This is a genomic window from Nocardiopsis alborubida, assembly GCF_012396365.1.
Classification (GTDB): Bacteria; Actinomycetota; Actinomycetes; order Streptosporangiales; family Streptosporangiaceae; genus Nocardiopsis; species Nocardiopsis alborubida.
Window position 1 is genome coordinate 15,265 of record NZ_JAAXPG010000010.1, and the last position, 20,679, is coordinate 35,943.

The following is a 20,679-nucleotide window of genomic DNA, read 5'->3' on the forward strand; positions in this document are numbered from 1 at the left end:
TGCGGCGCGCCGCGCGGCGCCGGAAGAATGGTCCTATGGTGGAAACGATGAGCGAAGCCACTCCCCCCGAGCACGGCCGGATGCGCGCCTCCGACGCCGACCGTGACTCCGTCGCGCACCGCCTGCGTGAAGCCCTCGCCGAGGGGCGCCTGGACCCGGACGAGCACAGCGAGCGGCTGGACGCGGTGTACCGGGCCAAGACCGTCGGCGAGCTGGTCCCACTCACCGAGGACCTCCCGGCGCCGAACGGTCCCGGCGCCTCCGTCGCCCCCACCGACTTCCGTTCGCCCCGGCCGCTCTACGGCGGCGGCCGGATCGTGGACCAGGAACCCACCAGCCGGGCCGCGGTCGTCGTCCTGGGCGGCGCGAGCCGGTCGGGCAACTGGGTCCTGCCAGGCGCCTTCACCGCCTTCGCGGTGCTGGGCGGGGTCGACCTGGACCTGCGCGAGGCCCGGTTCACCCAGCGCGAGACCACCATCTGGGTCTGCGCCGTCATGGGCGGGGTGGGCATCACCGTGCCCGACGACGTGCAGGTGCGGGTGCACGGCCTGCCGCTCATGGGCGGCTTCGGCATCTCCGAGAACACCCCCAGCGTGGTGGACCCGGACGCCCCGATCGTGCACGTCCGGGGCATCGTCGTGATGGGCGGGGTGGGCATCGAGTACAAGCCGCGCAAACACCAGGACGGGATCGAGGAGTAGGGGCGCCTCCCCCTCCGGGGAACGCGCACCCCCGGACAAGACGTTCTGCTCGCCCGGAGCCGTCCATGGAACCACACTGCCACCCCATGCGTAAGGTCTGTGGCTGATTGTGGCAATTGTGGCCATCGGTCCTTGCCGAGACCACCTCCGCGGTGTCAGGCTGCACCGGTACTTCGCCTACCCAAGGTGTCCATCCCCCGACTCCAAGGAGCGGTGGACCCCCGCACTCCGGAGGAAGATCCTTGCGCCCCAGTTCCGAAGGCAGGCCGCCGCGCGGAGCGGCCGTCCCCGCATCCCGGCGCCGTGCCGCCACGGCCGGTGCCGCGGCCGTCCTGATGACCGTCGCCGCCCTGGCGTCCTCCCCCGCCCACGCCGAGCCCGGACCGCCCGGGCACGCCGGGCCCCCGGACCACTCCCGCGCCCCCGAGCACGCGGGGCCGCCCGCGCACGCGGGCAGGCCGAGCGAGGACCCGCCGCTGTCGGAGCGGGTGAGCGCGGACGCCATCCGCGAACACCTGGAGAACCTCGACACCATCGCCGAGTACAACGGCGGCAACCGGGCCACGAGCACCCCCGGCTACGACGTCGCCGCCCTCTACGTCGAGGACCAGCTGGAGCGCGCGGGGTACGAGCCCTACCGGCACGAGTACGACTACGAGCTGTGGCGGGAGAACTCCCCGGCCGTCCTGGCCCAGACCGCGCCGGAGCAGGCCGACTACGAGGTCGACACCGACTACGCGACCATGAGCTACTCCGGCTCGGGCGACGTCACCGCCCCGGCGGTGGCCGTCAACGCCGACAGCGCCGCGAGCGGCTGCTCCCCCGACGACTTCGCCGGCTTCCCCGAGGGCGCGATCGCGATCACCGTGCGCGGCACCTGCCCGTTCTCGGACAAGGTGGACAACGCCGCCGCCGCGGGGGCCGCGGCCGCCCTGGTGGTCAACAACGAGGACGAGGTCTTCCTGGGCACCGTGGGCGAGCACTCCGCCATCCCCGCCCTGGGCGTGTCCGGGACGCTGGGCGCCGAGCTGCTGGCCGCCGAGGGCCTGGAGCTGCGGGTGAGCGTGGACGCCGAGGTCAGCAACGAGACCTCCTACAGCGTGCTGGCCGAGACCCCGGGCGGCCGGGACGACAACGTGGTGGTCGTGGGCGGCCACCTCGACAGCGTCGCGGACGGCCCCGGCATCAACGACAACGGCAGCGGCACGGCCTTCCTGCTGGAGACCGCCATCCAGCTGGCCGAGCAGGAGGAGCCCAACAACAAGGTGCGGTTCGCCTTCTGGGGCACCGAGGAGGAGGGCCTGGTCGGTTCCACCCGGTACGTGGAGGACCTGACCGCGCAGGAGGTCGAGGACATCGCCCTCTACCTCAACTTCGACATGATCGGCTCGCACAACTACGGCCGGTTCGTCCTGGACGGCCGGATGGAGCTGCCCGGGTCCGTGGCCGCCCCGTCGGGCTCCGGCGCGATCTCGAAGGTCTTCGAGGACTACTTCGCCGCCCAGGACCAGGTCAGTGAGCCCGGCGTGCTGAGCGGACGCAGCGACTACCAGGCGTTCATGACCGCGGGCATCCCCTCGGGCGGCCTGTTCAGCGGCGCCGACGGTGTCAAGAGCGAGGAGCAGGTCGAGTGGTACGGCGGCACTGCGGGCGAGCAGTTCGACCCGTACTACCACACCGCCGACGACACCATGGAGAACATCAACTGGGACTCGGTGGCCGAACTGTCCGCGGCCGGTGCGCACGGCGTGGAGTTCTTCGCCCAGAGCACCCTGCCCGTGAACGGGGTGCTGCGCACGACGGCCGCGCCCAGCTTCCCGCGCCTGGGCGACGGCTGGCTGATGTAGTCCCCGCACGGCCCGTGTGAGGGGCTTGTCCCCACGCAGCGGGGCGGGCGGCGTGAACCCCCCGGTTCCACGCCGCCCGCCGCGGTGCCTCCCCCTCCGCGGCTCCCGGGTGACCCCCTCTGGCACCCGGGCGCCGCACACGGACACCGCCGGAAACTACTTTCGGTAGCCCCTTGCTTCCCCAATGTATCAGTGAGCTGCATCACCTTCACACGCTGATACTGAACAGTTATCCTCCGTCACACGGGGTGTTCCGACCCCACCGCCGCACCCGCCGGAGCACCGCCGAACCCTAGGGTGGGGGCATGACCAAACGGGACACCGACAAGCCGGTCGTGCTGTCGAAGATCTACACGCGCACCGGCGACGCCGGGACGACCGCGCTCGGCGACATGAGCCGGACCGGCAAGAACGACACGCGCCTGGTGGGCTACGCCGACACCGAGGAGGCCAACGCCGCCCTCGGCACCGCCCTGGCGCTGGGCGACCTGCCCGACGACGTCCGGGCCCTGCTCGGACGGGTCCAGAACGAGCTGTTCGACCTGGGCGCCGACCTGTCCACGCCGATCGTGCCCGACCCGGAGTACCCGCCGCTGCGGGTCCTGCCCGAGTACGTCACCCGGCTGGAGGAGGCCTGCGACACCTACAACGCCGGCCTGCCCACCCTGCGCAGCTTCATCCTGCCCGGGGGGTCCCCCACCGTGGCACTCATGCACACCGCCCGGATCGTCGTCCGGCGGGCCGAGCGCAGTGTGTGGGCGGCCGTCGAGGAGCACGGCGAGACCGTCAACCCGCTCACCGCCCAGTACCTCAACCGGCTCTCCGACCTGCTGTTCATCCTCGGCCGGTACGTCGCCCGGGAGGGCGACGAGGTCCTGTGGAAGCCCGGCGGCGAACGCTAGCGCCCCGGTGCCCGTCGCGGTCTCCGGGCCGCGTCCGGCCGCCCGTCCGCACCCGAGGGGGTCCCGCTCCGTCCGCGCGGGACCCCCTCGCGTTCCCCGGCCGCCCCGGGGCCTCCCCGCCCCGGAACCCCGTCCCAATAGGCGTTCGCGACCTGCGCGGACGGAAATCGTCCGGTGGGACGCGTGTCCTCCGCGGGGCTGGGGTTATGGGTTCCTGACACAGGAACGGACGAAGGAAGGAACCCAGATGACCACCAGAGCCAGACCGGCGACCGTCACGGCGGTCTTCGTCCTGCTGGTCCTGATCGCGGCCTACCAGATCGTCATGAGCCTGCTGGCCCTCGCCGGCGCCACCGCCATGGCCACCGTCCCGATGGTCGCCGAGAGCGCGCAGGTGCCCGCCTGGGCCGTGCTGACCGGCGCGGCCATCGGACTGGTCTACGGCGCGCTGTCGGCCGTTCTGGCCGCCATGGTCAACCGGAACCGCGACGGCGTCCGCACCTCGGTGACCGCGGTCAACGCGGTCTACGCCGCCGTGATCCTGGCGCTGCTGTTGACCCCTGTCAGCGGGGTCCCCGAGATCGTCGCGGCGCTCTTCGCCGTCACGGTGGCGGTCCTGGCCAACACCGCGACCGCCAAGGAGTACTTCTCCGGCGTCGCGGCCCCGGCCGGACACGCCCACCCGCAGGTCGGCTGACCGCCCCCTGACCGCGCCCGGCCCGTCACCCTCCCACGGGCCGGGCGCGCCCCCGTCCCCGCCCTCGGCTCCGCCCGGTCGGCGCGGGGCCCTCCGGCCGTGGGCACACCACGCGCGGCCCGGACGGCACCTCGGGCGGCACACCGGGTGCGGGGAGGGAGACACCCCGCCCGGCCCCCGGCGTGATCGGGGCCGACGGCCGGGAGGACGGCGGTACGCCCCGCGACACGGGGACGGGGAGGTTCCCGGCCTCGGAGGACCGGGCCCTCAGCATCCGGGCGGGAACTCCTCCTCCGGGACGAACTCCGCCTCGGCCGACCCCCCGGCGGTGGCGTACACGCCCTGGTCCTCGGCCAGCACACCGGTCGTGAACGCGACCGTGCCGATGTCGTGCTCGGTCTCCTCGCCCGGAGGGGCCTCCCGCGAGCCGATCCCGACGACGTACTCCTCCCGCTCCGACTCCGGGACCAGGCGGTAGACCTGCCGTCCGTCGCCGTCGGTGATCCGCCAGGCGTCACCGGGGGCGGCCAGGTCCACCTCGGTCCGGTCGCCCTCGAAGTCACGGGTGGCGATCAGGTGGATCCGCTGTCCGCCGCCGGACAGGTCGATCTGGCGGGGGGCGGCGTCACCGCACCAGGCCACGACCAGCACGGGGAACTGGTGCGCGGCGGAGAAGTGGCCCGTGGCCACGGCGCCGACGTGGCCGCCCGCGGGCTGGCAGGCGGCGAGCAGGGGGACGAGGAGGGCGGGGCCCAGGAACCGGTGAAGTCGCGAGGCGAGCATGGAACCGCATCCTGCCGTGTCCGGCCACCCAGGGGAAGGGGACACGGGGCACGGCGCCGCCGCGCCCCGTGGAGGTTCCGCCGGGCCCGGGTTCAGGCCCCGCCGAGTTCGCGCTCGACGGCCTCGACCTTGCTGCGCAGGCCGTCGGTGACGCCCTCGCGGACATCGGCCTTGAGGGTGAGGCTGACCCGGGAGGAGCCCTCCCCCGCGGCCTGCACGGCGCGCTTGACGACGTCCATGACCTCGTCCCACTCACCCTCGACGCTGGTGAACATGGCGGAGGTCTCGTTGGGCAGTCCGCTCTCCCGGACCACCCTCACCGCGCGGGCGACGGCGGGGGCGACGGACTCACCGGTTCCGAGAGGGGCTACGGAGAAAGCGACGATCGTACTCATGCCAGCCATGCTAGGCACACAGGGGCGCACGGGGGAACCACCCACGCGCGGGGCCTCAGCTCTCCCAGTGGGTTCCCGGGGGCATCGACTCCAGCCACGACAGGAAGCCGGTCTGCGTGCCCTCGCTCATGGCGATCTCGTACGCCGCCTCGCGGGGGTCGGAGCCGTCGGCGAGCAGCCATCCCACCCGGAGCACGGTGAGGTCCACCGGCAGGTCCTCGCCCTCGGCGGGGGCGCGCCGCCCCACGACGACGAGACCGCGGCGCGACAGCTTGGCTGTCGGCCGCGGTCTGAGTGAGAAGATCGGGAACCAGCCCAGGTTCTCCGTGCCGTACCGGCCGAAGCCGATGCGCCAGGACCCCCGGCGGCCAGGCACCCCGACCGCGCGCAGGTAACACTCCACCGCGCCGCCGCGCCGTACCAGGACCCAGCGGCGCAGGGTGACGGCGAGTGCCAGCACCAGGAGGACGACGAGCAGGGCGAGCAACACCCACAGCGCGGACTCCCACCAGGGTGCTCCGGGCCGGAGCCGTTGCATGCCCACCACTCGTTCCGCCGTCCCGGTACGCTAGGCGACTTCCTCGCCCGCAGCCCGCAGGCGGCTGTTGGCGCGGCCCAGGGCGTCGGTGTCGCCGGCCTCGGCCGCGTTCTTCAGCGCCGTGCGCGCACGGTCCACATCGATGTCCTCGGCGAGCTCGGCGGTCTCGGCGAGGATGGAGACGCGTCCCTCACCCGACACCGAGACGAACCCGCCGTGCGCGGCGGCCCGGACCTCGCCGGTCTCCCGCGCGCCCAGCACGCGGACGACCGCGTCGTGGGCGAGCAGGGACAGCACCGGGACGTGCCCCGGCATGACGCCCATCTCACCCTCGACGGTCTTCGCGATGACCATGTCGCCCTCGCCCGCCCAAATCTCACGTTCGGGCGAGACGATCTCGACGAAAAGCTTCTTCGACACTGCCACAAACTCCTCGGCTAGCGGGTGATTCGGCCGGGCCGGTCCCCGACCGATGTCGGGGACCGGCCCGGCCAGAGAACTAACCCTGCAGCTTCTTGGCCTTCTCGACGGCCATGTCGATGTTGCCGACGTCGAGGAACGCCTGCTCGGGCAGGTGGTCGTACTCACCGTCGCACAGGCCCTTGAAGGAGGCGATGGTCTCCTCCAGGGGCACGAACACGCCCGGGGTACCGGTGAACTTCTCCGCCACGAACATGTTCTGCGACAGGAAGCGCTCGATCCGGCGCGCCCGGTTGACGACGATCTTGTCCTCCTCGGACAGCTCGTCCATACCGAGGATGGCGATCTGGTCCTGGAGGTCGTTGTTGCGCTGGAGGATCTCCTTGACGCGCTGGGCCACCTGGTAGTGCTCCTCGCCCACGTACTGCGGGTCGAGGATGCGGGAGGTGGAGGTCAGCGGGTCGACCGCCGGGTAGATGCCCTTCTGCGAGATCGGGCGGGAGAGCTCGGTCGTCGCGTCCAGGTGGGCGAAGGTGGTCGCCGGAGCCGGGTCGGTGTAGTCGTCCGCGGGCACGTAGATCGCCTGCATCGAGGTGATCGAGTGGCCGCGGGTCGAGGTGATCCGCTCCTGGAGCTGGCCCATCTCGTCCGCCAGGTTGGGCTGGTAGCCCACGGCCGAGGGCATGCGGCCCAGCAGCGTGGAGACCTCCGAACCCGCCTGGGTGAAACGGAAGATGTTGTCGATGAACAGCAGCACGTCCTGCTTCTGGACGTCGCGGAAGTACTCCGCCATCGTCAGAGCGGACAGGGCCACCCGCAGACGGGTGCCCGGGGGCTCGTCCATCTGGCCGAAGACGAGGGCGGTGTCCTGGAGGACCTCCATCTCGTCCATCTCCAGGAAGAGGTCCGTACCCTCACGGGTGCGCTCGCCGACACCGGCGAACACGGACACACCACCGAAGTTGCGGGCGATACGCGTGATCATCTCCTGGATGAGCACGGTCTTGCCCACACCGGCGCCGCCGAACAGGCCGATCTTGCCGCCCCGCACGTACGGGGTGAGCAGGTCGATGACCTTGATGCCCGTGACCATCATCTCGGTCTTGGACTCAAGCTGGTCGAAGGCCGGGGCCTTGCGGTGGATCGGCCACCGCTCGGTGACGCCCAGCTCCGCGGTCGGCACGTCCAGGGACTCGCCCAGGGTGTTGAACACGTGGCCCTTGACGACGTCGCCGACGGGCACGCTGATGGGCGCGCCGGTGTCGCGCACCTCGGCGCCGCGGACGAGGCCGTCCTGCGGGGCCAGGGAGACCGTGCGCACGAGGTTGTCACCCAGGTGCTGGGCGACCTCCATCGTGATGGTCTTGGCCTTGCCGCCGATGGTCACGTCGGTGTGCAGGGCGTTGTAGATGGCAGGCAGGGAGCCGACGGGGAACTCCACGTCGACGACCGGGCCGGTGACCCGGGAGATCCGGCCGGTGGCGGTGCCAGCCCCAGCCGTCCCTTCAACTGTCGCAGTCACTTTTGTTACTCACTTCCCGCGCTGGCAGCAGCGAGCGCGTCGGCACCGCCGACAATCTCACTGAGCTCATTGGTGATCTCAGCCTGACGTGCCTGGTTGGCCAGACGGGTCAGGTTCTTGGCGAGTTCCTCGGCGTTGTCCGTGGCCGCCTTCATGGCGGCGCGACGGGAGGCCTGCTGGGAGGCGGACGACTCCAGGAGCGAGAAGTAGATCCTGTTGACGACGTACTGCGGCAGCAGCTGGTCCAGGACCTCCTCCGCCGAGGGCTCGAACTCGTACAGCGGAAGCGGCTCGCCTCCGTGCGCGGCCTCGAGCTCGGAGCTGTCGACCTCCTCCACCTCCAGCGGCAGGGCCCTGACGGTCCCGGCGCGCTGGGTCAGCATCGAGACGAACTCCGTGGAGACCACGTGGATCTCGTCGACACCGCCCTCGGCGGCGTCGGCGGAGAACTTCTCCATGAGGGCGGAGCCGATCTCCTGGGCGTGCGCGTAGGTGGGGCGTTCGGTGAAGCCCTCCCACTGCGCCTCCAGGGGGCGGTCGCGGAACTTGTAGAAGCCCACGCCCTTGCGGCCCACCATGTAGGTGAGGACCTCCTTGCCCTGCTCCCGCAGGAGCTGGGTGAGGGAGTCCGCCTCCTTGAGCACGTTGGTCGAGAAGGCGCCCGCCAGGCCCTTGTCGCTGGTGATGACCAGGACGGCGGCGCGGGTGGGGTTCTCGGACTCGGTCAGCAGCGGGTGATCGGTCACCCGGCTGGCCAGGGCCGAGACCGCCCGGGTGATCTCCCGCGCGTAGGGCCCAGCAGCCTCCGCCGCACGCTGCGCCTTGGTGATGCGCGTCGTGGCGATGAGCTCCATCGCGCGGGTGATCTTCGCCATCGACTTCGTCGAGCGGATCCTCCGGCGATAGACGCGAAGCTGTGCACCCATGGGTTACTTCCCGCCCTTGGCGACCTTGATGGTCTCCTGGCCGACCTTCTCCTGGTCCAGCGCCTCGGCCTCGGCCTCGGTGCCCAGGAGGGTCCCGGCGGAGGTCTGGAAGCCCTGCTTGAACTTCTCCAGCGCGGAGTCGAGGGACTTCTGGGTCTCGTCCTCGAACTTGCCGCTCTCGCGGATGTTGTCGAGGATGCCCGAGTGCTCGCGGTCCAGGTAGTCCAGGAAGTCCTCCTCGAAGCGGCGCACGTCCTCGACCGGGACGTCGTCGACGCGGCCGGTGGTGCCGGCCCAGATCGAGACGACCTGCTTCTCCATGGAGAACGGCGAGTACTGGCCCTGCTTGAGGAGCTCCATCAGACGGGCACCGCGCTCCAGCTGCTGCTTGGAGACGGCGTCCAGGTCCGAGCCGAAGGCGGAGAACGCCTCCAGCTCGCGGTACTGGGCCAGGCCCAGACGCAGGGTGCCGGAGACCTTCTTCATCGCCTTGGTCTGCGCGGCGCCACCGACACGGGAGACCGACACACCGACGTTGATCGCCGGGCGCTGCCCCTGGTTGAACAGGTCCGACTCCAGGAAGACCTGGCCGTCGGTGATGGAGATGACGTTGGTGGGGATGTACGCCGAGACGTCGCCCGCCTTGGTCTCGATGATCGGCAGGGCGGTCATCGACCCCTTGCCCATCTCGTCGGAGAGCTTGGCGCAGCGCTCCAGGAGCCTGGAGTGCAGGTAGAAGACGTCACCGGGGTAGGCCTCGCGGCCCGGCGGGCGGCGCAGCAGCAGCGACACCGCGCGGTAGGCCTCGGCCTGCTTGGTGAGGTCGTCGAAGACGACGAGGACGTGCTTGCCCTCGTACATCCAGTGCTGGCCCAGGGCCGAGCCGGTGTAGGGGGCCAGGTACTTGAAGCCGGCCGCCTCGGACGCCGGGGCGGCGACGATGGTGGTGTACTCCATCGCGCCGGCCTCTTCGAGGGCGCCACGCACACCGGCGATGGTCGAGCCCTTCTGGCCGATCGCGACGTAGATGCAGCGCACCTGCTTGTCGGGGTCGCCCGACTCCCAGTTGGCCTTCTGGTTGATGATCGCGTCGATGCAGACCGCGGTCTTGCCGGTCTGCCGGTCGCCGATGACCAGCTGGCGCTGGCCGCGGCCGATCGGGGTCATCGAGTCGATCGCCTTGATACCGGTCTGGAGCGGCTCGTGGACGGGCTTGCGCTCCATCACGGAAGCAGCCTGGAGCTCCAGCTCGCGGCGCTCGGTCGACTCGATCTCGCCCTTGCCGTCGATGGGGGCGCCCAGGGGGTCCACCACGCGGCCGAGGAAGTTGTCACCCACCGGCACCGAGAGGAGCTGGCCGGTGCGGCGCACCTTCTGGCCCTCCTCGATGCTGGTGAAGTCACCCAGCACGACGACACCGATCTCACCGATCTCGAGGTTCTGGGCCAGGCCCAGGGTGCCGTCCTCGAACTGGAGCAGCTCGTTCGCCATCGCCGAGGGAAGGCCACCGACGCGGGCGATGCCGTCACCGGAGTAGGTGACGGTACCGACCTCTTCCGCGCGGGTGGCTTCAGGCTCGTACGACTGGACGAAGCGCTGTAGCGCGTCCCGGATCTCGTCCGGCCGGATCGTCAGCTCCGCCATCTCTACGTTGTCCTTGCTCTCAAATGGCGCCGGGCTGGCGCCGTGCGTGCTTGCCTTGCGTTCTGTCAGCCGGCCAGGCGGCGTTGGGCCTCGGCGATACGCCCGGCGATGGTCCCGTCGATGACCTCGTCACCCACCTGGATGGACAGGCCACCCACGATCTCGGGGGCGACCTCGATGTTGAGGTGGATGTCGCGGCCGTAGGCGCGCGAGAGCGCGGCTCCGAGCCGGGACTGCTGTTGTTCGCTCAGGGCGACGGCGCTGCGGACGACGGCGACGTAGCGCTTGGCGCGCTCGGCGACGAGCTGTCCGAAGTTGTCCAGCGCCTGCTCCAGGGTACGACCCCTGGGCCGGGTGACCGCTTCTCCCACCAGGACCAGCGTCGCGGGGTTCACCCTGCCCGAGAGCAGGCCCTCCACGAGGGAGAGGCGCTTCTCGGGGGCGACCCCCTCGCGGGTGAGGGCGTCGCGCAGCTCGGGCTGGGCGATGACGATCCGCTGGAAGCGGAACAGCTCGTCCTCCAGCTCGTCGAGCCCCGAGGCGCTCTGGAGGTGGGCGACTGTCGCGTAGACCGCCATCCGCTCCATCGCGTCCACCAGGTCACGGGGACCCGACCACTTGGCCGAGACCACGTCACCGGCCACGAGGACCGCGGACGGCGACACCCGGGTCTCCAGGAGCTGCCCGATCAGACCGGTCTTGGCCTCGGCCGGGTTCGCCTGGTCGGCGAGCCAGCGGCGCAGCGAGTGCTCGCTCCCCAGCAGGGCGACGACCTCGAAGAGCTCGCTGCCCAGGGAGACGCCGCTCTGCGGGGTGCCCGCCGACGCCAGGACGTTCTCGTCCAGGCGCCGGGTCACCTCGGCCAGCGACGTGCGGCTGATACCACGCATCAGCGCACCTCTGCCTGCTGCGTGCTGTCGCTCTGCTCCAGCTCGTCCAGGAACCGGTCGATGACGCGGTTCTGGGCGGCGCCGTCGCTGAGGGTCTCACCGACGATGCGGCTCGCCAGCTCGGTGGAGAGCGCACCGACCTCGTTGCGCAGCTGCACCAGGGCCTGCTGGCGGTCGGCCTCGATCTGGGCGTGGGCCGCCTCGACGATGCGACGCGCCTCGACCTGGGCCTCCTCGCGCGCCTCGGCGATGATCGCCGCCCGCTGCTCCTTGGCCTTCTCCAGCTCTTGGGCGTACTCGCGGTGCGACTCTTCGAGCTTCTCGCGGTACTGCTGGCGGATCTCCTCGGCCTCGGCCTCGGCCCTCTTGGCGCGCTCGATGCCGCCCTCGATGGCGTCGTGACGCTCGTCGAGGACCGCCATGACCTTCGGCACCGCCTTGCGGGCGACAAAGAAGTAGACCACGGCGAGCGCGATCGCACCGAAGGTGAACTTCACCCAGTCGATCCGCAGAATGTTGTAATCGGCTGCCAACTCCACCAACATGGTCAGCCCTCCTTCGCGTCAGTTGCCATCAGATTCCGCCGGCAAACCGTGGTCAGGAACCGGTGGGGGCGGCGAAGGCGAGAACGAAGCCCAGGATGGCCAGGGCCTCGATCAGGGCGAAGCCCAGGTAGATGTTGGTCTGGAGCGGACCGCGCGCCTCGGGCTGGCGGGCGATGGCCTGCATGCCCAGACCGAAGACGATACCGACACCAATACCGGCGCCGATGACGCTGATGCCGTAACCGATGGTGTTGATGTTGCCGGTGATCGCAGCGATGTCCATTGATGTTTCCTTTTACTCGACGTCCGGCGTTGCGCTTCGCAATGGGTCAGTTCGCCGGTGTGGACGGATCTGTGGCTTCCCACACCCCTTCCCGGCCCGGGGGGACCGAGGGGTGTGCGGGGTTCAGTGGGCCGCTTCGAGGGACTGGTTGATGTACAGGCTGGCCAGCAGCGTGAAGATGAACGCCTGGACGGCCATGATCAGGATCTCGAAGAGGAAGAAGGCCAGGTAGCCGAGCAGAGCGGCACCGGAGAAGAGCACCGAAACCGTACTCAGGACCGGTCCGGCCGTCAGGTTCAGCATGTACCAGCCGCCGTAGGCGAACACGGCGAGCAGCAGGCTGCCCGCGAACATGGTCGCGAAGAGACGGAGGGCGTGCGTCACCGGCCGGATGAGGAACACCGAGAGGATTTCGATGGGGGTGACCAGGATGTAGATCACCTTGGGCATCCCGGGGGGGAAGATCTGGTTTCGGAAGTAGCCCCAGCCGCCCTGGTTACGGATTCCGATCACGATGGTCATGACGTAGATGACCAGCGCCAGCATGGCCGTGAAGGCCAGGTTGCTGTTGACCGGCAACATACCGGGGATCAGACCGGTGAAGTTCATCGCCAGGATGAGCGTGAACACCGCCGTCATGAACGGCAGGAACCGGTCGCCCTTGACGCCCATCGTGGGACGGGTGATCTGGTCGCGCACGAAGAGGACCAGCATCTCTCCGACGCTCTGCCTGCGCCCGGGGACGAGGCTCAGCTTGCGGCTGAACCACGACCACAGAAGCAGGACGGCACCGACCGCGACGAGCAGCAGGACCAGGTAGAGGTCGATACCCGCGCTGCCGGGGATGTTGGTGTACCACGGTTCGGGGAAGAACATCCCGATCGTGGGCGGTGTGAACCCGCACCCGTTGTCACCGAACAAGTGGCAATTCGGTTCGGCCGCGAGAATGCGCACGTCAGCACTCACGGCGAATCCTTTCGTCGTGACGCAAGAAAGCCTCGTTGATGGTTGTTGCGGAGCGTTGTCGCGCGAACCGCGACGCCGGACTGGTTGGAGGGGTCAGGAGTGGCGGGACTTGGAGACGATCAGGTAGATCGCGCCCACCATTCCCAGAACCGCTCCGATGGGCAGGAACAGTGCCTGGAAGCCCAACAGCTTGTCCGCGGCCCAGCCGATCGCGCTCCAGACGAGCACACCCGAGAGCAGAGTGGAGAAGAGGGCCCACCCGTCGGACTGACGCGGCACCGAATCCTCGTGCGCGTGTGTCTTCCTGGTGGGTTCGCTGCTCATCTCGCTCCGGAATATAGCATGTGAGCTCGGACGGGGACTCTCGGCCCCAGCCGTCGGAAAGCATCGTATTACGCCCGTTTCGAGGGGCTCGGCCGGGGGACTCCATCACCCGGTCCCCGAGCTCTCGACCGGGTCGACGTGGAGTGTCTTCGTCCTGGCGATCGTCCACGTCTGACCGCCCAGCCAGGCCAGGACGACGGCCAGCGCACTGTAGACGAAGGCCGCGCTGTCCAGGCCGGCCACGAAGGAGCTGCGGCCCAGGGTGACCAGGACGACGCCGAGCACCGCCATCTTGAGGACGAAGCCCACGAGGTTCGCCGCGAGGAAGAGGTCCTTGTTGCGGCGGGTGACGATGATGACTCCCGCCTGCCCCAAACCGAAGCAGGCGAGGATGATCACCGAGGCCAGCGCGGAACCGGCCAGGCCCGCCGTACCGGCGAGGAGCGCTGATACTGCCAAGGCCAGAAGAGCGCACGCCACACCGGGAAGCGCGGCGCCGCGGAAGGCCCTCCAGGCGTCGTTTTCCTGCATGGCGAAGCTCCGTCTGGGGTCGTGGTTGCCTGCTCGTGAAAGCTATCACAAGGTTTTTGGTGCTGAATCCGGGGGTTCCTTAACGCGACCTTAACGGTCCACAAAGTGCCCGATCCAGGCGGTTTCCAGCGCCCGTGTCACCTTCGCCACACCTGCTGCACCACCGTATCCGCAGGTCAGAAGCACCTTCGGCCAGCCCCCGGGTACGCCCCGCGAGAGCCCGCTCAGCCATCAGTTGGCGAATCGTGATCTGGGGCCGTCTTGACGCTTTCCTTGCGCCGCGGGAACAGCAGTCCGCGCCGCCGCAGGCGGGGCAGCGCGATGAGGCCAACCGCACACGTGGCCACCAGCGCGGTCACCGCCAGCACGATGACCCAGGAGTCGAACACCGACAGGGCGACCGCCGCGAAGGCCACGATCCCCGCCCACAGGTACATCAGCAGCACCGCGCGCACGTGGCTGTGGCCCATGTCCAGCAGGCGGTGGTGCAGGTGGCCCCGGTCCGGTGCGAACGGGGACTTGCCCGCCAGCGTCCTGCGCACGACGGCCAGCACCAGGTCGGCCAGCGGGAGGGCGATCACCAGCAGCGGCAGCGCGATCGGCAGGAACACCACCAGACCGGAGTTGAACCCCTCGCGCGCGGTGTTGGCGTCGAACTGCCCGGTCACCGTGATGGTGATCGAGGTCAGCAGCAGGCCCAGCAGCATGGCCCCGGTGTCGCCCATGAACACCTTGGCCGGGTGGAAGTTGTGGCAGAGGAACCCCGCGCACGTGCCCGCGAGGATGATCGCGATCATCGCCGGATAGGACTGGCGCACGAAGCCCTGCTCCACCGCGACGACGTAGTAGTAGGCGAAGAAGGCCATGGAGGAGATGGCGACGATGCCCGCCGCGAGACCGTCGAGGCCGTCGGCGAAGTTGACCGCGTTGATGGTCACCACGATCAGCAGGATCGAGATCATCGCGCCCAGCCACGGCCCCAGGGAGAGCTGGGTGCCGGGCAGCGGCAGCCACAGCAGCTGTACGCCCTGCCAGACGAGGATGCCCGCGGCGGCGGTCTGCCCGGCGAGCTTGCTGAGCGCGTCCATGCCCCAGCGGTCGTCGATGACGCCGACGATGGTGATGAGCCCGCCCGCGAGGAGCAGGCCCATCCAGGTGTCGGCGAGGAAGACGTCCTGGAGGTGCGGCAGCTGGGCGGAGATCAGCAGTGCGGCGGCGAACCCGCCGTAGATGGCCAGCCCTCCCAGTCGCGGGATGGGCTCGGTGTGCACGTCGCGGTCGCGCACCGGCGGCGTGGCGCCGAAGGCGATGGCGAACCGGCGCACCAGCGGAACGAGCAGGTAGGTCACCGCGGCGGCGATGACGAAGGTGAGCGCGTACTCCCGCACGTCCTTGGCCCCTCTAGTTCTTGTCGCCGTCGGGGGCGGTCCCGGGAGCGCTCTCGTCCGCGTCCCGCGAGGTTTCCGGCTCCGGGGACGGGGCCTCCCGCGCGTCCCCGTCCCCGGCCTCGCCGCCCTCCGGCGCCGCGGGCTTGCGGGGCCCCTTGCGCAGCTCGCCGATCACGGTGCCGCACACCGCGCGCAGCTGTTCGATGGAGATGGCGCCCGCGCGCAGCACGCGCGGGACCGCGTAGGTCAGGTCGACGATGGTGGAGGAGACGCGGGACTCGGTCTCGCCGCCGTCCAGGTAGACGGCGACGTCCTCGTCACCGAGCTGCCCGATGGCCTCCTCCACTCGGGTCGCGGAGGGCTGGCCGGACTTGTTGGCGCTGCTCACCGCCATCGGCCCGACCTCCTTGAGCAGGTCCAGGGCGACCGGGTCCATCGGCATGCGCACGCCCACGGTGCCCTTGGTGTCGCCCAGGTCCCAGGACAGGCTGGGGGTGGCGGTGCACACGAGGGTGAGCGGGCCGGGCCAGAACTCCTCCATGAGGTCGCGGCCGTGGTTGCCCAGGTCGTCGACGAGGGCGTTGGCGGCGCGCATCGAGCCGACCAGCACCGGCGGGGGCATCTCACGGCCCCGGCCCTTGGTGGCGAGCAGCCTGGCCACCGCCGTCGGGCTGAAGGCGTCGGTACCGATGCCGTACACGGTATCCGTGGGCAGCACCACAAGGTCGCCTCGGCGTACCGCGGACGCGGCGTCGGCGATGCCGTCCTTGCGGGCGGTCTCGTCCGCGCAGTCGTAGATGCGGCTCACCTGCGTTCACCTCATTCTCGAACGGAGTCCACCGGGTTCACGGTCGGACCGGGATACGGGGGGGCACCAGCGACGCTCGGGCGCCGGCGGGGTTCTGGAGGCGTCGGACGTGCCGCCAGCGACGAAGGAGCCAGGCACGGGAGACGCCGAAGGTTCCCGCCCTTCGGGCGCCCGAGCGCGTGAGCGAAGCGAACCAGACAACGCGATCAGCCGTCCTCGTCGGCGCGGCGCATGACCACGAAGCGGTCGCGCCGGGCCAGGTCCTTGCGGTTGAGGACGTCGCGCCAGCCCCTGTCCTCGGGAAAGAGCCAGGGGATGTCGATGCCCTGGCCGTCGTGGTGCTCCACGGCCATCGCGCCGCCGGGCCGCAGCAGCCTGCGGCCGACGGCCTCCAGCGCGCGGATCATGTCCAGGCCGTCCTCGCCCGACCACAGCGCGGGGGCGGGGTCGTAGTCGCGCACCTCGGGCGAGATGGCCCCGGCCTCACGGGTGGGGACGTAGGGGGGGTTGCTGATGAGCAGGTCGACGCGCCCGTTGAGCTGGGGAAGGGCGGTGCGCATGTCGCCGTGGTGGGAGGTGACCCGGTCGGCGTGGCCGCTGGCGTCGATATTGCGCCGGGCCCAGGCCAGTGCGTCGGGGTCGATCTCCACCGTGTGCACGCGCGAGCGCGGCACCTCCTGCGCGATGGAGATGGCGATGGCGCCCGAGCCGGTGCCGAGGTCGACCACCAGGGGGTCGGCGACGTCCATGGCGCGCAGGGTCTGGATCGCCCAGTCCACCATGATCTCGGTCTCGGGGCGGGGCACGAAGACCCCGGGCCCGACGCGGAGTTCGAGGTAGCGGAAGTAGGCGCGGCCGGTGATGTGCTGGAGGGGTTCGCGGGCCTCGCGCCGGGACACGCACTCCCAGTAGCGGGCGTCGAAGTCGGAGTCGGCGACCGTGTGCAGTTCCCCCCGACGGACACCGTGCACGAACGCCGCGAGTTCCTCGGCGTCGGTGCGGGGTGAGGCCACGCCCGCCTCCGCGAGTCTGCGCGTCGCGCGGGCGACCTCGTCGAGCAGGACGTTCATGAGGCCTGAGCCGCTTCGAGCCTTTCCTTGGTGTCCGCGTCCACGAGGGCCTTGACGACCCCGCCGAGTTCCCCGTCGAGGACCTGGTCGAGGTTGTAGGCCTTGTAGCCGACCCGGTGGTCGGAGATGCGGTTCTCGGGGAAGTTGTAGGTGCGGACGCGCTCGGACCTGTCCACCGTGCGGACCTGGCTCTTGCGCTCGGCGGCGGCCTCGGCGTCCGCGCTGGCCTGGGCCTCGGCGTAGATGCGGGCGCGCAGGATGCGCATGGCCTGCTCCTTGTTCTGGAGCTGGCTCTTCTCGTTCTGGCACGAGGCGACGATGCCGGTCGGCAGGTGGGTGATGCGCACCGCGGAGTCGGTGGTGTTGACGCTCTGGCCGCCGGGTCCGGAGGAGCGGTAGACGTCCACGCGAAGGTCCTTCTCGTGGATCTCGACCTCGATGTCCTCGGCCTCGGGGACGACCAGCACACCGGCCGCGGAGGTGTGGATGCGGCCCTGGGACTCGGTCACGGGGACGCGCTGCACGCGGTGCACGCCGCCCTCGAACTTGAGCATCGGCCACACGCCCGCCCCCGGCTCGGGGGTGCCCTTGTTCTTGAAGGCGATCGTGATGTCCTTGTACCCGCCGAGGTCGGAGTGGGTGGAGTCGATGACCTCGGTCTTCCAGCCCTGGCGCTCGGCGTAGCGCAGGTACATGCGCACCAGGTCACCGGCGAAGAGGGCGGACTCCTCACCGCCCTCGCCCGCCTTGACCTCCATGATGAGGTTCTTGTCGTCGGCGGGGTCGCGGGGGACGAGCAGGACGCGCAGGCGCTCGGTGAGCCGCTCGGCGTCCTCGGTCAGGCGGTCGGCCTCCTCGGCGAAGGAGGAGTCCTCGGCGGCGAGCTCGCGCGCGGCGTCGATGTCGCTCTCGACCTCCTTGAGCGCGCGGTAGGTCTCGATGATGGGGGTGAGCTGTGCGTAGCGTTTGCCCAGCGTGCGCGCCCTGGCCTGGTCGGCGTGCACCTCGGGGTCGGCGAGCTGCTGTTCCAGCTCGTAGTACTCCCCCAGTAGGTCGTCCAGCTTCACGTTCGCCCGTCCCCGTCGTGTTGTGCTTGCCTCGCCTGTCCGTCTCCCCCTCAGGGGCCAACCTGGTCCCGCGGGGCCGGGGAACCGGCCGCCGCGGGACAGCGGGCGGCGCTACTTGCGCTTGCCGAAGCGCTTCTCGAAGCGGGCGACGCGGCCACCGGTGTCCAGGATCTTCTGCTTGCCCGTGTAGAACGGGTGGCACTCGGAGCACACCTCGGCGCGGATCTTGCCCTCGTTGACGGTGCTGCGGGTGATGAAGTGGGCACCGCAGGTGCAGGTCACCTCGGTAGCGACGTACTCGGGGTGGATGTCGGCCTTCATGTGTGTCTCCTCATCAGGGGCGCGACCGCCGGACGCATGACGGGCCGAGCCGCCAGGGGGCGGGTCGGTCGTCGTGGGCCATGCGCGAACCGGTGCCGCGGCGATCCGGGTAACGGGGTGGCGGGCCCCGCCGAAGCAGGGGCGGGCCACTCCCCGCTACCAGTTTGCCAGACCCACAACGTTGCCGGGACCAGTACCTATTCCTCCCCCTCTCGGCCGCCTCCCCTGGGGGCGGCTCCGGCGGTGTGGGAGGGGGGCTTGTTCGTGTCGGCCCTGCGCATGAGGAGGACGAGCGCGGCGAGCACGGCCAGGACCAGGAGGAGCACCGCGGTGCCGGTGTTGGGACCGAACCCGTAGACGAGGACGTAGCTCACCGACCCCGCCAGCAGCACGTAGTAGGTCAGGGGCAGGAGGCTCTGGCGGATGAGGTCGCCCTCGCGTCCGGCCAGCCCGACCACCGCGGAGGCGGCGACCACGTTGTGCACGGTGATCATGTTGCCCGCGGCGCCGCCCACGGCCTGGGTGGCCACGACGGTCTCGGGCGGGATCCCGATGCGTTCGGCGGTGGAGAACTGGAAGAGGGAGAACATCAGGTTGGAGACGGTGTTGGAGCCCGCGACGAAGGCGCCCAGGGCGCCGATCCAGGGGGCGTAGAGCGGCCAGGTGGCCCCGCCCAGTTCGGCGGCTCCGGCGGCGAGGGTGAGCGGCATGCTCTCCATGGCGGTGTCGCCGAAGTCGCTTCCGGTGTTGATGAAGACGCGGACGAGCGGGACGGCGAAGAGCAGGGCGACGGCCGCCCCGGCCAGCTGCGATCCGGCCATCTTCCAGGAGTCGGCGATCTGGCGGCGCGTCATGCGGTGCAGGCCGTAGGTGACCAGGCAGACGAGGATGAAGGTCGCGCCGGGCGAGTAGAGGGGTTCGACGAGCTGGGAGACGGGGGTGCCGAAGATGTCGGTGGCCCCGACCGAGACGCCGGTCAGCCAGTTCTCCAGGGGCGTGATGGTGCGGGTGGCCACCAGCAGCGCGGCGACCATGAGGTAGGGCGCCCAGGCGGCGAGGAAGCCGACCCGCCTGCCGTCGGCGGGCACGGTCTCGCCGACGCCGGGGGAGATCCTGCCGCTCCAGCGGGCCAGCCAGTCCTCTCGGGGCGGGAAGTCCCAGGTCCGCTTGGGCATGAGGAAGCCCCTGCGCGCGGCGAGGACGACGATGACCAGACCGGTGAGGCCGCCGAGGAGGCTGGTGAACTCCACGCCGAGGAAGTGGTTGTAGAGGACCGAGGGGACGGTCATGGCGAAGGCGGCGAACAGCGCGAACCTCCACACGCCGAGGCCGTCGGAGAAGCGCCGGTTGCCGCCGTAGAAGCCGCAGAGCATGCAGCAGATGAAGAGCGGGACGAGGGTGCCGGAGACGGCGTGCAGCAGGACGGTCTGGAACCCGATGAGGCTGACGAACCCGGGCATGTCCAGGCCGAGCTCGGCGGCGCGCGCGGCGACCGCGGACGACCCCTCCAGCCCTCCGGAGACGCCGACGAGGATGGGCGTGCCCACCGCGCCGAAGCTGACCGGCGTGCTCTGGATGACCAGGCCGACCATGACGGCGGCCATCGCGGGGAAGCCCAGGGCGAGCAGGAGCGGCGCGACCACGGCGGCGGGGGTGCCGAATCCGGAGGCGCCCTCGATGAAGCTGCCGAACAGCCAGCCGATGATGATCGCCTGGACGCGGCGGTCGGGGCTGATGTCGGTGAAGGTGGCGCGGATGGTGGCGATGGCGCCGCTCTTGGTGAGGGTGGAGAGCAGCAGGAGCGCGCCGAAGATGATGTAGAGCAGGCCGATCGCGAGGATGAGGCCCTGGACGGTGGAGGCCGCGATCGCGACCCAGTCGGTCTGCCAGAAGAGGACGGCGATACCGACCACGACGACGTATCCGGCGGGCATCGCGTACATGGCCGGGAGGCGGAACCCGACGAGCAGGACGCCGACGAGGACGATCGGGACGAGCGCGAGGAGGCTGAGTAGGGCGAGGTTGTCCATCCGGACGGCTCCCTGGTGCGGGGACTACTCGACGGCGCGACCCTAAATCGTTTTCCCGTCAGGGGATACACCCTTGTGTGA

23 protein-coding genes are annotated in these 20,679 nt (G+C 70.3%); 4 read left to right on the plus strand and 19 right to left on the minus strand.

The features are described 5' to 3' along the window. The first annotated feature begins 35 nt into the window (after window positions 1–35). The 4 genes from HGB44_RS12205 to HGB44_RS12220 all read left to right on the plus strand — a co-directional run bounded on the left by HGB44_RS12205 (window position 36) and on the right by HGB44_RS12220 (window position 4,147). Complete coding sequence (locus HGB44_RS12205; RefSeq protein WP_061078074.1) at window positions 36–701, plus strand: DUF1707 SHOCT-like domain-containing protein; 666 nt, start codon at window positions 36–38, stop codon at window positions 699–701. 242 nt (window positions 702–943) lie between these two features. Further along, window positions 944–2,548: a M20/M25/M40 family metallo-hydrolase gene (locus HGB44_RS12210; RefSeq protein ID WP_061078075.1), complete on the plus strand. Its 1,605-nt coding sequence runs from the start codon at window positions 944–946 to the stop codon at window positions 2,546–2,548. 305 nt (window positions 2,549–2,853) lie between these two features. Continuing rightward, entirely contained in the window at window positions 2,854–3,450 is a 597-nt protein-coding gene (locus HGB44_RS12215) for a cob(I)yrinic acid a,c-diamide adenosyltransferase (RefSeq protein WP_061078076.1), read from the plus strand. Between the two features lie 247 nt (window positions 3,451–3,697). After that, window positions 3,698–4,147, plus strand: a complete 450-nt coding sequence (locus tag HGB44_RS12220) for a hypothetical protein (protein WP_061078077.1) — start codon at window positions 3,698–3,700, stop codon at window positions 4,145–4,147. 267 nt (window positions 4,148–4,414) lie between these two features. Here HGB44_RS12220 and HGB44_RS12225 read toward each other — a convergent pair whose 3' ends face one another. From HGB44_RS12225 to HGB44_RS12315, 19 genes are all read right to left on the minus strand, one after another. Then, window positions 4,415–4,930, minus strand: a complete 516-nt coding sequence (locus tag HGB44_RS12225) for a hypothetical protein (protein WP_061078080.1) — start codon at window positions 4,928–4,930, stop codon at window positions 4,415–4,417. Between the two features lie 92 nt (window positions 4,931–5,022). Further along, window positions 5,023–5,334, minus strand: coding sequence for an MTH1187 family thiamine-binding protein (locus tag HGB44_RS12230; RefSeq protein WP_061078081.1), 312 nt, complete (start codon window positions 5,332–5,334; stop codon window positions 5,023–5,025). Between the two features lie 46 nt (window positions 5,335–5,380). Next, window positions 5,381–5,863, minus strand: a complete 483-nt coding sequence (locus tag HGB44_RS12235) for a DUF2550 domain-containing protein (protein WP_210751543.1) — start codon at window positions 5,861–5,863, stop codon at window positions 5,381–5,383. A gap of 30 nt (window positions 5,864–5,893) precedes the next feature. Next, window positions 5,894–6,283 (minus strand): F0F1 ATP synthase subunit epsilon, encoded by a 390-nt coding sequence (locus tag HGB44_RS12240; protein WP_061078083.1) that lies wholly within the window; start codon window positions 6,281–6,283, stop codon window positions 5,894–5,896. Between the two features lie 79 nt (window positions 6,284–6,362). Beyond that, window positions 6,363–7,805, minus strand: a complete 1,443-nt coding sequence (gene atpD / locus HGB44_RS12245; RefSeq protein ID WP_013151391.1) for a F0F1 ATP synthase subunit beta — start codon at window positions 7,803–7,805, stop codon at window positions 6,363–6,365. A 5-nt stretch (window positions 7,806–7,810) separates the two neighbouring features. Beyond that, window positions 7,811–8,731 carry a F0F1 ATP synthase subunit gamma gene (locus HGB44_RS12250; RefSeq protein ID WP_061078084.1) on the minus strand — a complete coding sequence of 307 codons (921 nt, stop codon included), beginning with the start codon at window positions 8,729–8,731 and terminating at the stop codon, window positions 7,811–7,813. 3 nt (window positions 8,732–8,734) lie between these two features. Then, entirely contained in the window at window positions 8,735–10,375 is a 1,641-nt protein-coding gene (gene atpA, locus HGB44_RS12255) for a F0F1 ATP synthase subunit alpha (protein ID WP_061078085.1), read from the minus strand. A gap of 65 nt (window positions 10,376–10,440) precedes the next feature. Then, window positions 10,441–11,265 (minus strand): F0F1 ATP synthase subunit delta, encoded by an 825-nt coding sequence (locus HGB44_RS12260; protein WP_061078086.1) that lies wholly within the window; start codon window positions 11,263–11,265, stop codon window positions 10,441–10,443. Then, a complete protein-coding gene (gene atpF / locus HGB44_RS12265) occupies window positions 11,265–11,810 on the minus strand; it encodes a F0F1 ATP synthase subunit B (protein ID WP_061078087.1) in 546 nt (181 codons plus the stop codon). Before atpF ends, HGB44_RS12260 begins: the two co-directional genes overlap by 1 nt. Window positions 11,811–11,862: 52 nt before the next feature. Further along, on the minus strand, window positions 11,863–12,093 hold the full coding sequence (gene atpE, locus HGB44_RS12270; protein ID WP_013151386.1) for an ATP synthase F0 subunit C: 231 nt from the start codon (window positions 12,091–12,093) through the stop codon (window positions 11,863–11,865). A 123-nt stretch (window positions 12,094–12,216) separates the two neighbouring features. Then, window positions 12,217–13,047, minus strand: coding sequence for a F0F1 ATP synthase subunit A (gene atpB / locus HGB44_RS12275; RefSeq protein ID WP_061078088.1), 831 nt, complete (start codon window positions 13,045–13,047; stop codon window positions 12,217–12,219). 105 nt (window positions 13,048–13,152) lie between these two features. Continuing rightward, window positions 13,153–13,383 carry an AtpZ/AtpI family protein gene (locus tag HGB44_RS12280; RefSeq protein ID WP_061078089.1) on the minus strand — a complete coding sequence of 77 codons (231 nt, stop codon included), beginning with the start codon at window positions 13,381–13,383 and terminating at the stop codon, window positions 13,153–13,155. A gap of 105 nt (window positions 13,384–13,488) precedes the next feature. Continuing rightward, entirely contained in the window at window positions 13,489–13,914 is a 426-nt protein-coding gene (locus HGB44_RS12285) for a hypothetical protein (protein ID WP_061078090.1), read from the minus strand. Between the two features lie 224 nt (window positions 13,915–14,138). After that, on the minus strand, window positions 14,139–15,302 hold the full coding sequence (locus HGB44_RS12290) for an MraY family glycosyltransferase (RefSeq protein WP_017567495.1): 1,164 nt from the start codon (window positions 15,300–15,302) through the stop codon (window positions 14,139–14,141). 13 nt (window positions 15,303–15,315) lie between these two features. Beyond that, window positions 15,316–16,110, minus strand: a complete 795-nt coding sequence (locus tag HGB44_RS12295) for an L-threonylcarbamoyladenylate synthase (RefSeq protein WP_061078091.1) — start codon at window positions 16,108–16,110, stop codon at window positions 15,316–15,318. Between the two features lie 206 nt (window positions 16,111–16,316). Beyond that, complete coding sequence (prmC, locus tag HGB44_RS12300) at window positions 16,317–17,180, minus strand: peptide chain release factor N(5)-glutamine methyltransferase (protein WP_061078092.1); 864 nt, start codon at window positions 17,178–17,180, stop codon at window positions 16,317–16,319. Next, entirely contained in the window at window positions 17,177–18,247 is a 1,071-nt protein-coding gene (prfA, locus tag HGB44_RS12305; RefSeq protein WP_061078093.1) for a peptide chain release factor 1, read from the minus strand. Before prfA ends, prmC begins: the two co-directional genes overlap by 4 nt. 111 nt (window positions 18,248–18,358) lie before the next feature. After that, the gene (gene rpmE / locus HGB44_RS12310) at window positions 18,359–18,568 is read right to left on the minus strand and encodes a 50S ribosomal protein L31 (RefSeq protein ID WP_061078094.1); all 210 of its coding nucleotides are present in this window, start codon (window positions 18,566–18,568) and stop codon (window positions 18,359–18,361) included. 197 nt (window positions 18,569–18,765) lie between these two features. Then, a complete protein-coding gene (locus HGB44_RS12315; protein WP_061078095.1) occupies window positions 18,766–20,598 on the minus strand; it encodes an L-lactate permease in 1,833 nt (610 codons plus the stop codon). Window positions 20,599–20,679: the final 81 nt, after the last annotated feature.

Excerpts from the sequence above, each read along its gene's own strand:
- HGB44_RS12205 (WP_061078074.1), top strand. The coding sequence starts at position 36 with ATGGTGGAAACGATGAGCGAAGCCACTCCCCCCGAGCACGGCCGGATG.
- HGB44_RS12215 (WP_061078076.1), top strand. The coding sequence starts at position 2,854 with ATGACCAAACGGGACACCGACAAGCCGGTCGTGCTGTCGAAGATCTAC.
- HGB44_RS12220 (WP_061078077.1), top strand. The coding sequence starts at position 3,698 with ATGACCACCAGAGCCAGACCGGCGACCGTCACGGCGGTCTTCGTCCTG.
- HGB44_RS12225 (WP_061078080.1), bottom strand. The coding sequence starts at position 4,930 with ATGCTCGCCTCGCGACTTCACCGGTTCCTGGGCCCCGCCCTCCTCGTC.
- HGB44_RS12230 (WP_061078081.1), bottom strand. The coding sequence starts at position 5,334 with ATGGCTGGCATGAGTACGATCGTCGCTTTCTCCGTAGCCCCTCTCGGA.
- HGB44_RS12235 (WP_210751543.1), bottom strand. The coding sequence starts at position 5,863 with ATGCAACGGCTCCGGCCCGGAGCACCCTGGTGGGAGTCCGCGCTGTGG.
- HGB44_RS12250 (WP_061078084.1), bottom strand. The coding sequence starts at position 8,731 with ATGGGTGCACAGCTTCGCGTCTATCGCCGGAGGATCCGCTCGACGAAG.
- atpA (WP_061078085.1), bottom strand. The coding sequence starts at position 10,375 with ATGGCGGAGCTGACGATCCGGCCGGACGAGATCCGGGACGCGCTACAG.
- HGB44_RS12260 (WP_061078086.1), bottom strand. The coding sequence starts at position 11,265 with ATGCGTGGTATCAGCCGCACGTCGCTGGCCGAGGTGACCCGGCGCCTG.
- atpF (WP_061078087.1), bottom strand. The coding sequence starts at position 11,810 with ATGTTGGTGGAGTTGGCAGCCGATTACAACATTCTGCGGATCGACTGG.
- atpE (WP_013151386.1), bottom strand. The coding sequence starts at position 12,093 with ATGGACATCGCTGCGATCACCGGCAACATCAACACCATCGGTTACGGC.
- HGB44_RS12280 (WP_061078089.1), bottom strand. The coding sequence starts at position 13,383 with ATGAGCAGCGAACCCACCAGGAAGACACACGCGCACGAGGATTCGGTG.
- HGB44_RS12285 (WP_061078090.1), bottom strand. The coding sequence starts at position 13,914 with ATGCAGGAAAACGACGCCTGGAGGGCCTTCCGCGGCGCCGCGCTTCCC.
- prmC (WP_061078092.1), bottom strand. The coding sequence starts at position 17,180 with ATGAACGTCCTGCTCGACGAGGTCGCCCGCGCGACGCGCAGACTCGCG.
- rpmE (WP_061078094.1), bottom strand. The coding sequence starts at position 18,568 with ATGAAGGCCGACATCCACCCCGAGTACGTCGCTACCGAGGTGACCTGC.
- HGB44_RS12315 (WP_061078095.1), bottom strand. The coding sequence starts at position 20,598 with ATGGACAACCTCGCCCTACTCAGCCTCCTCGCGCTCGTCCCGATCGTC.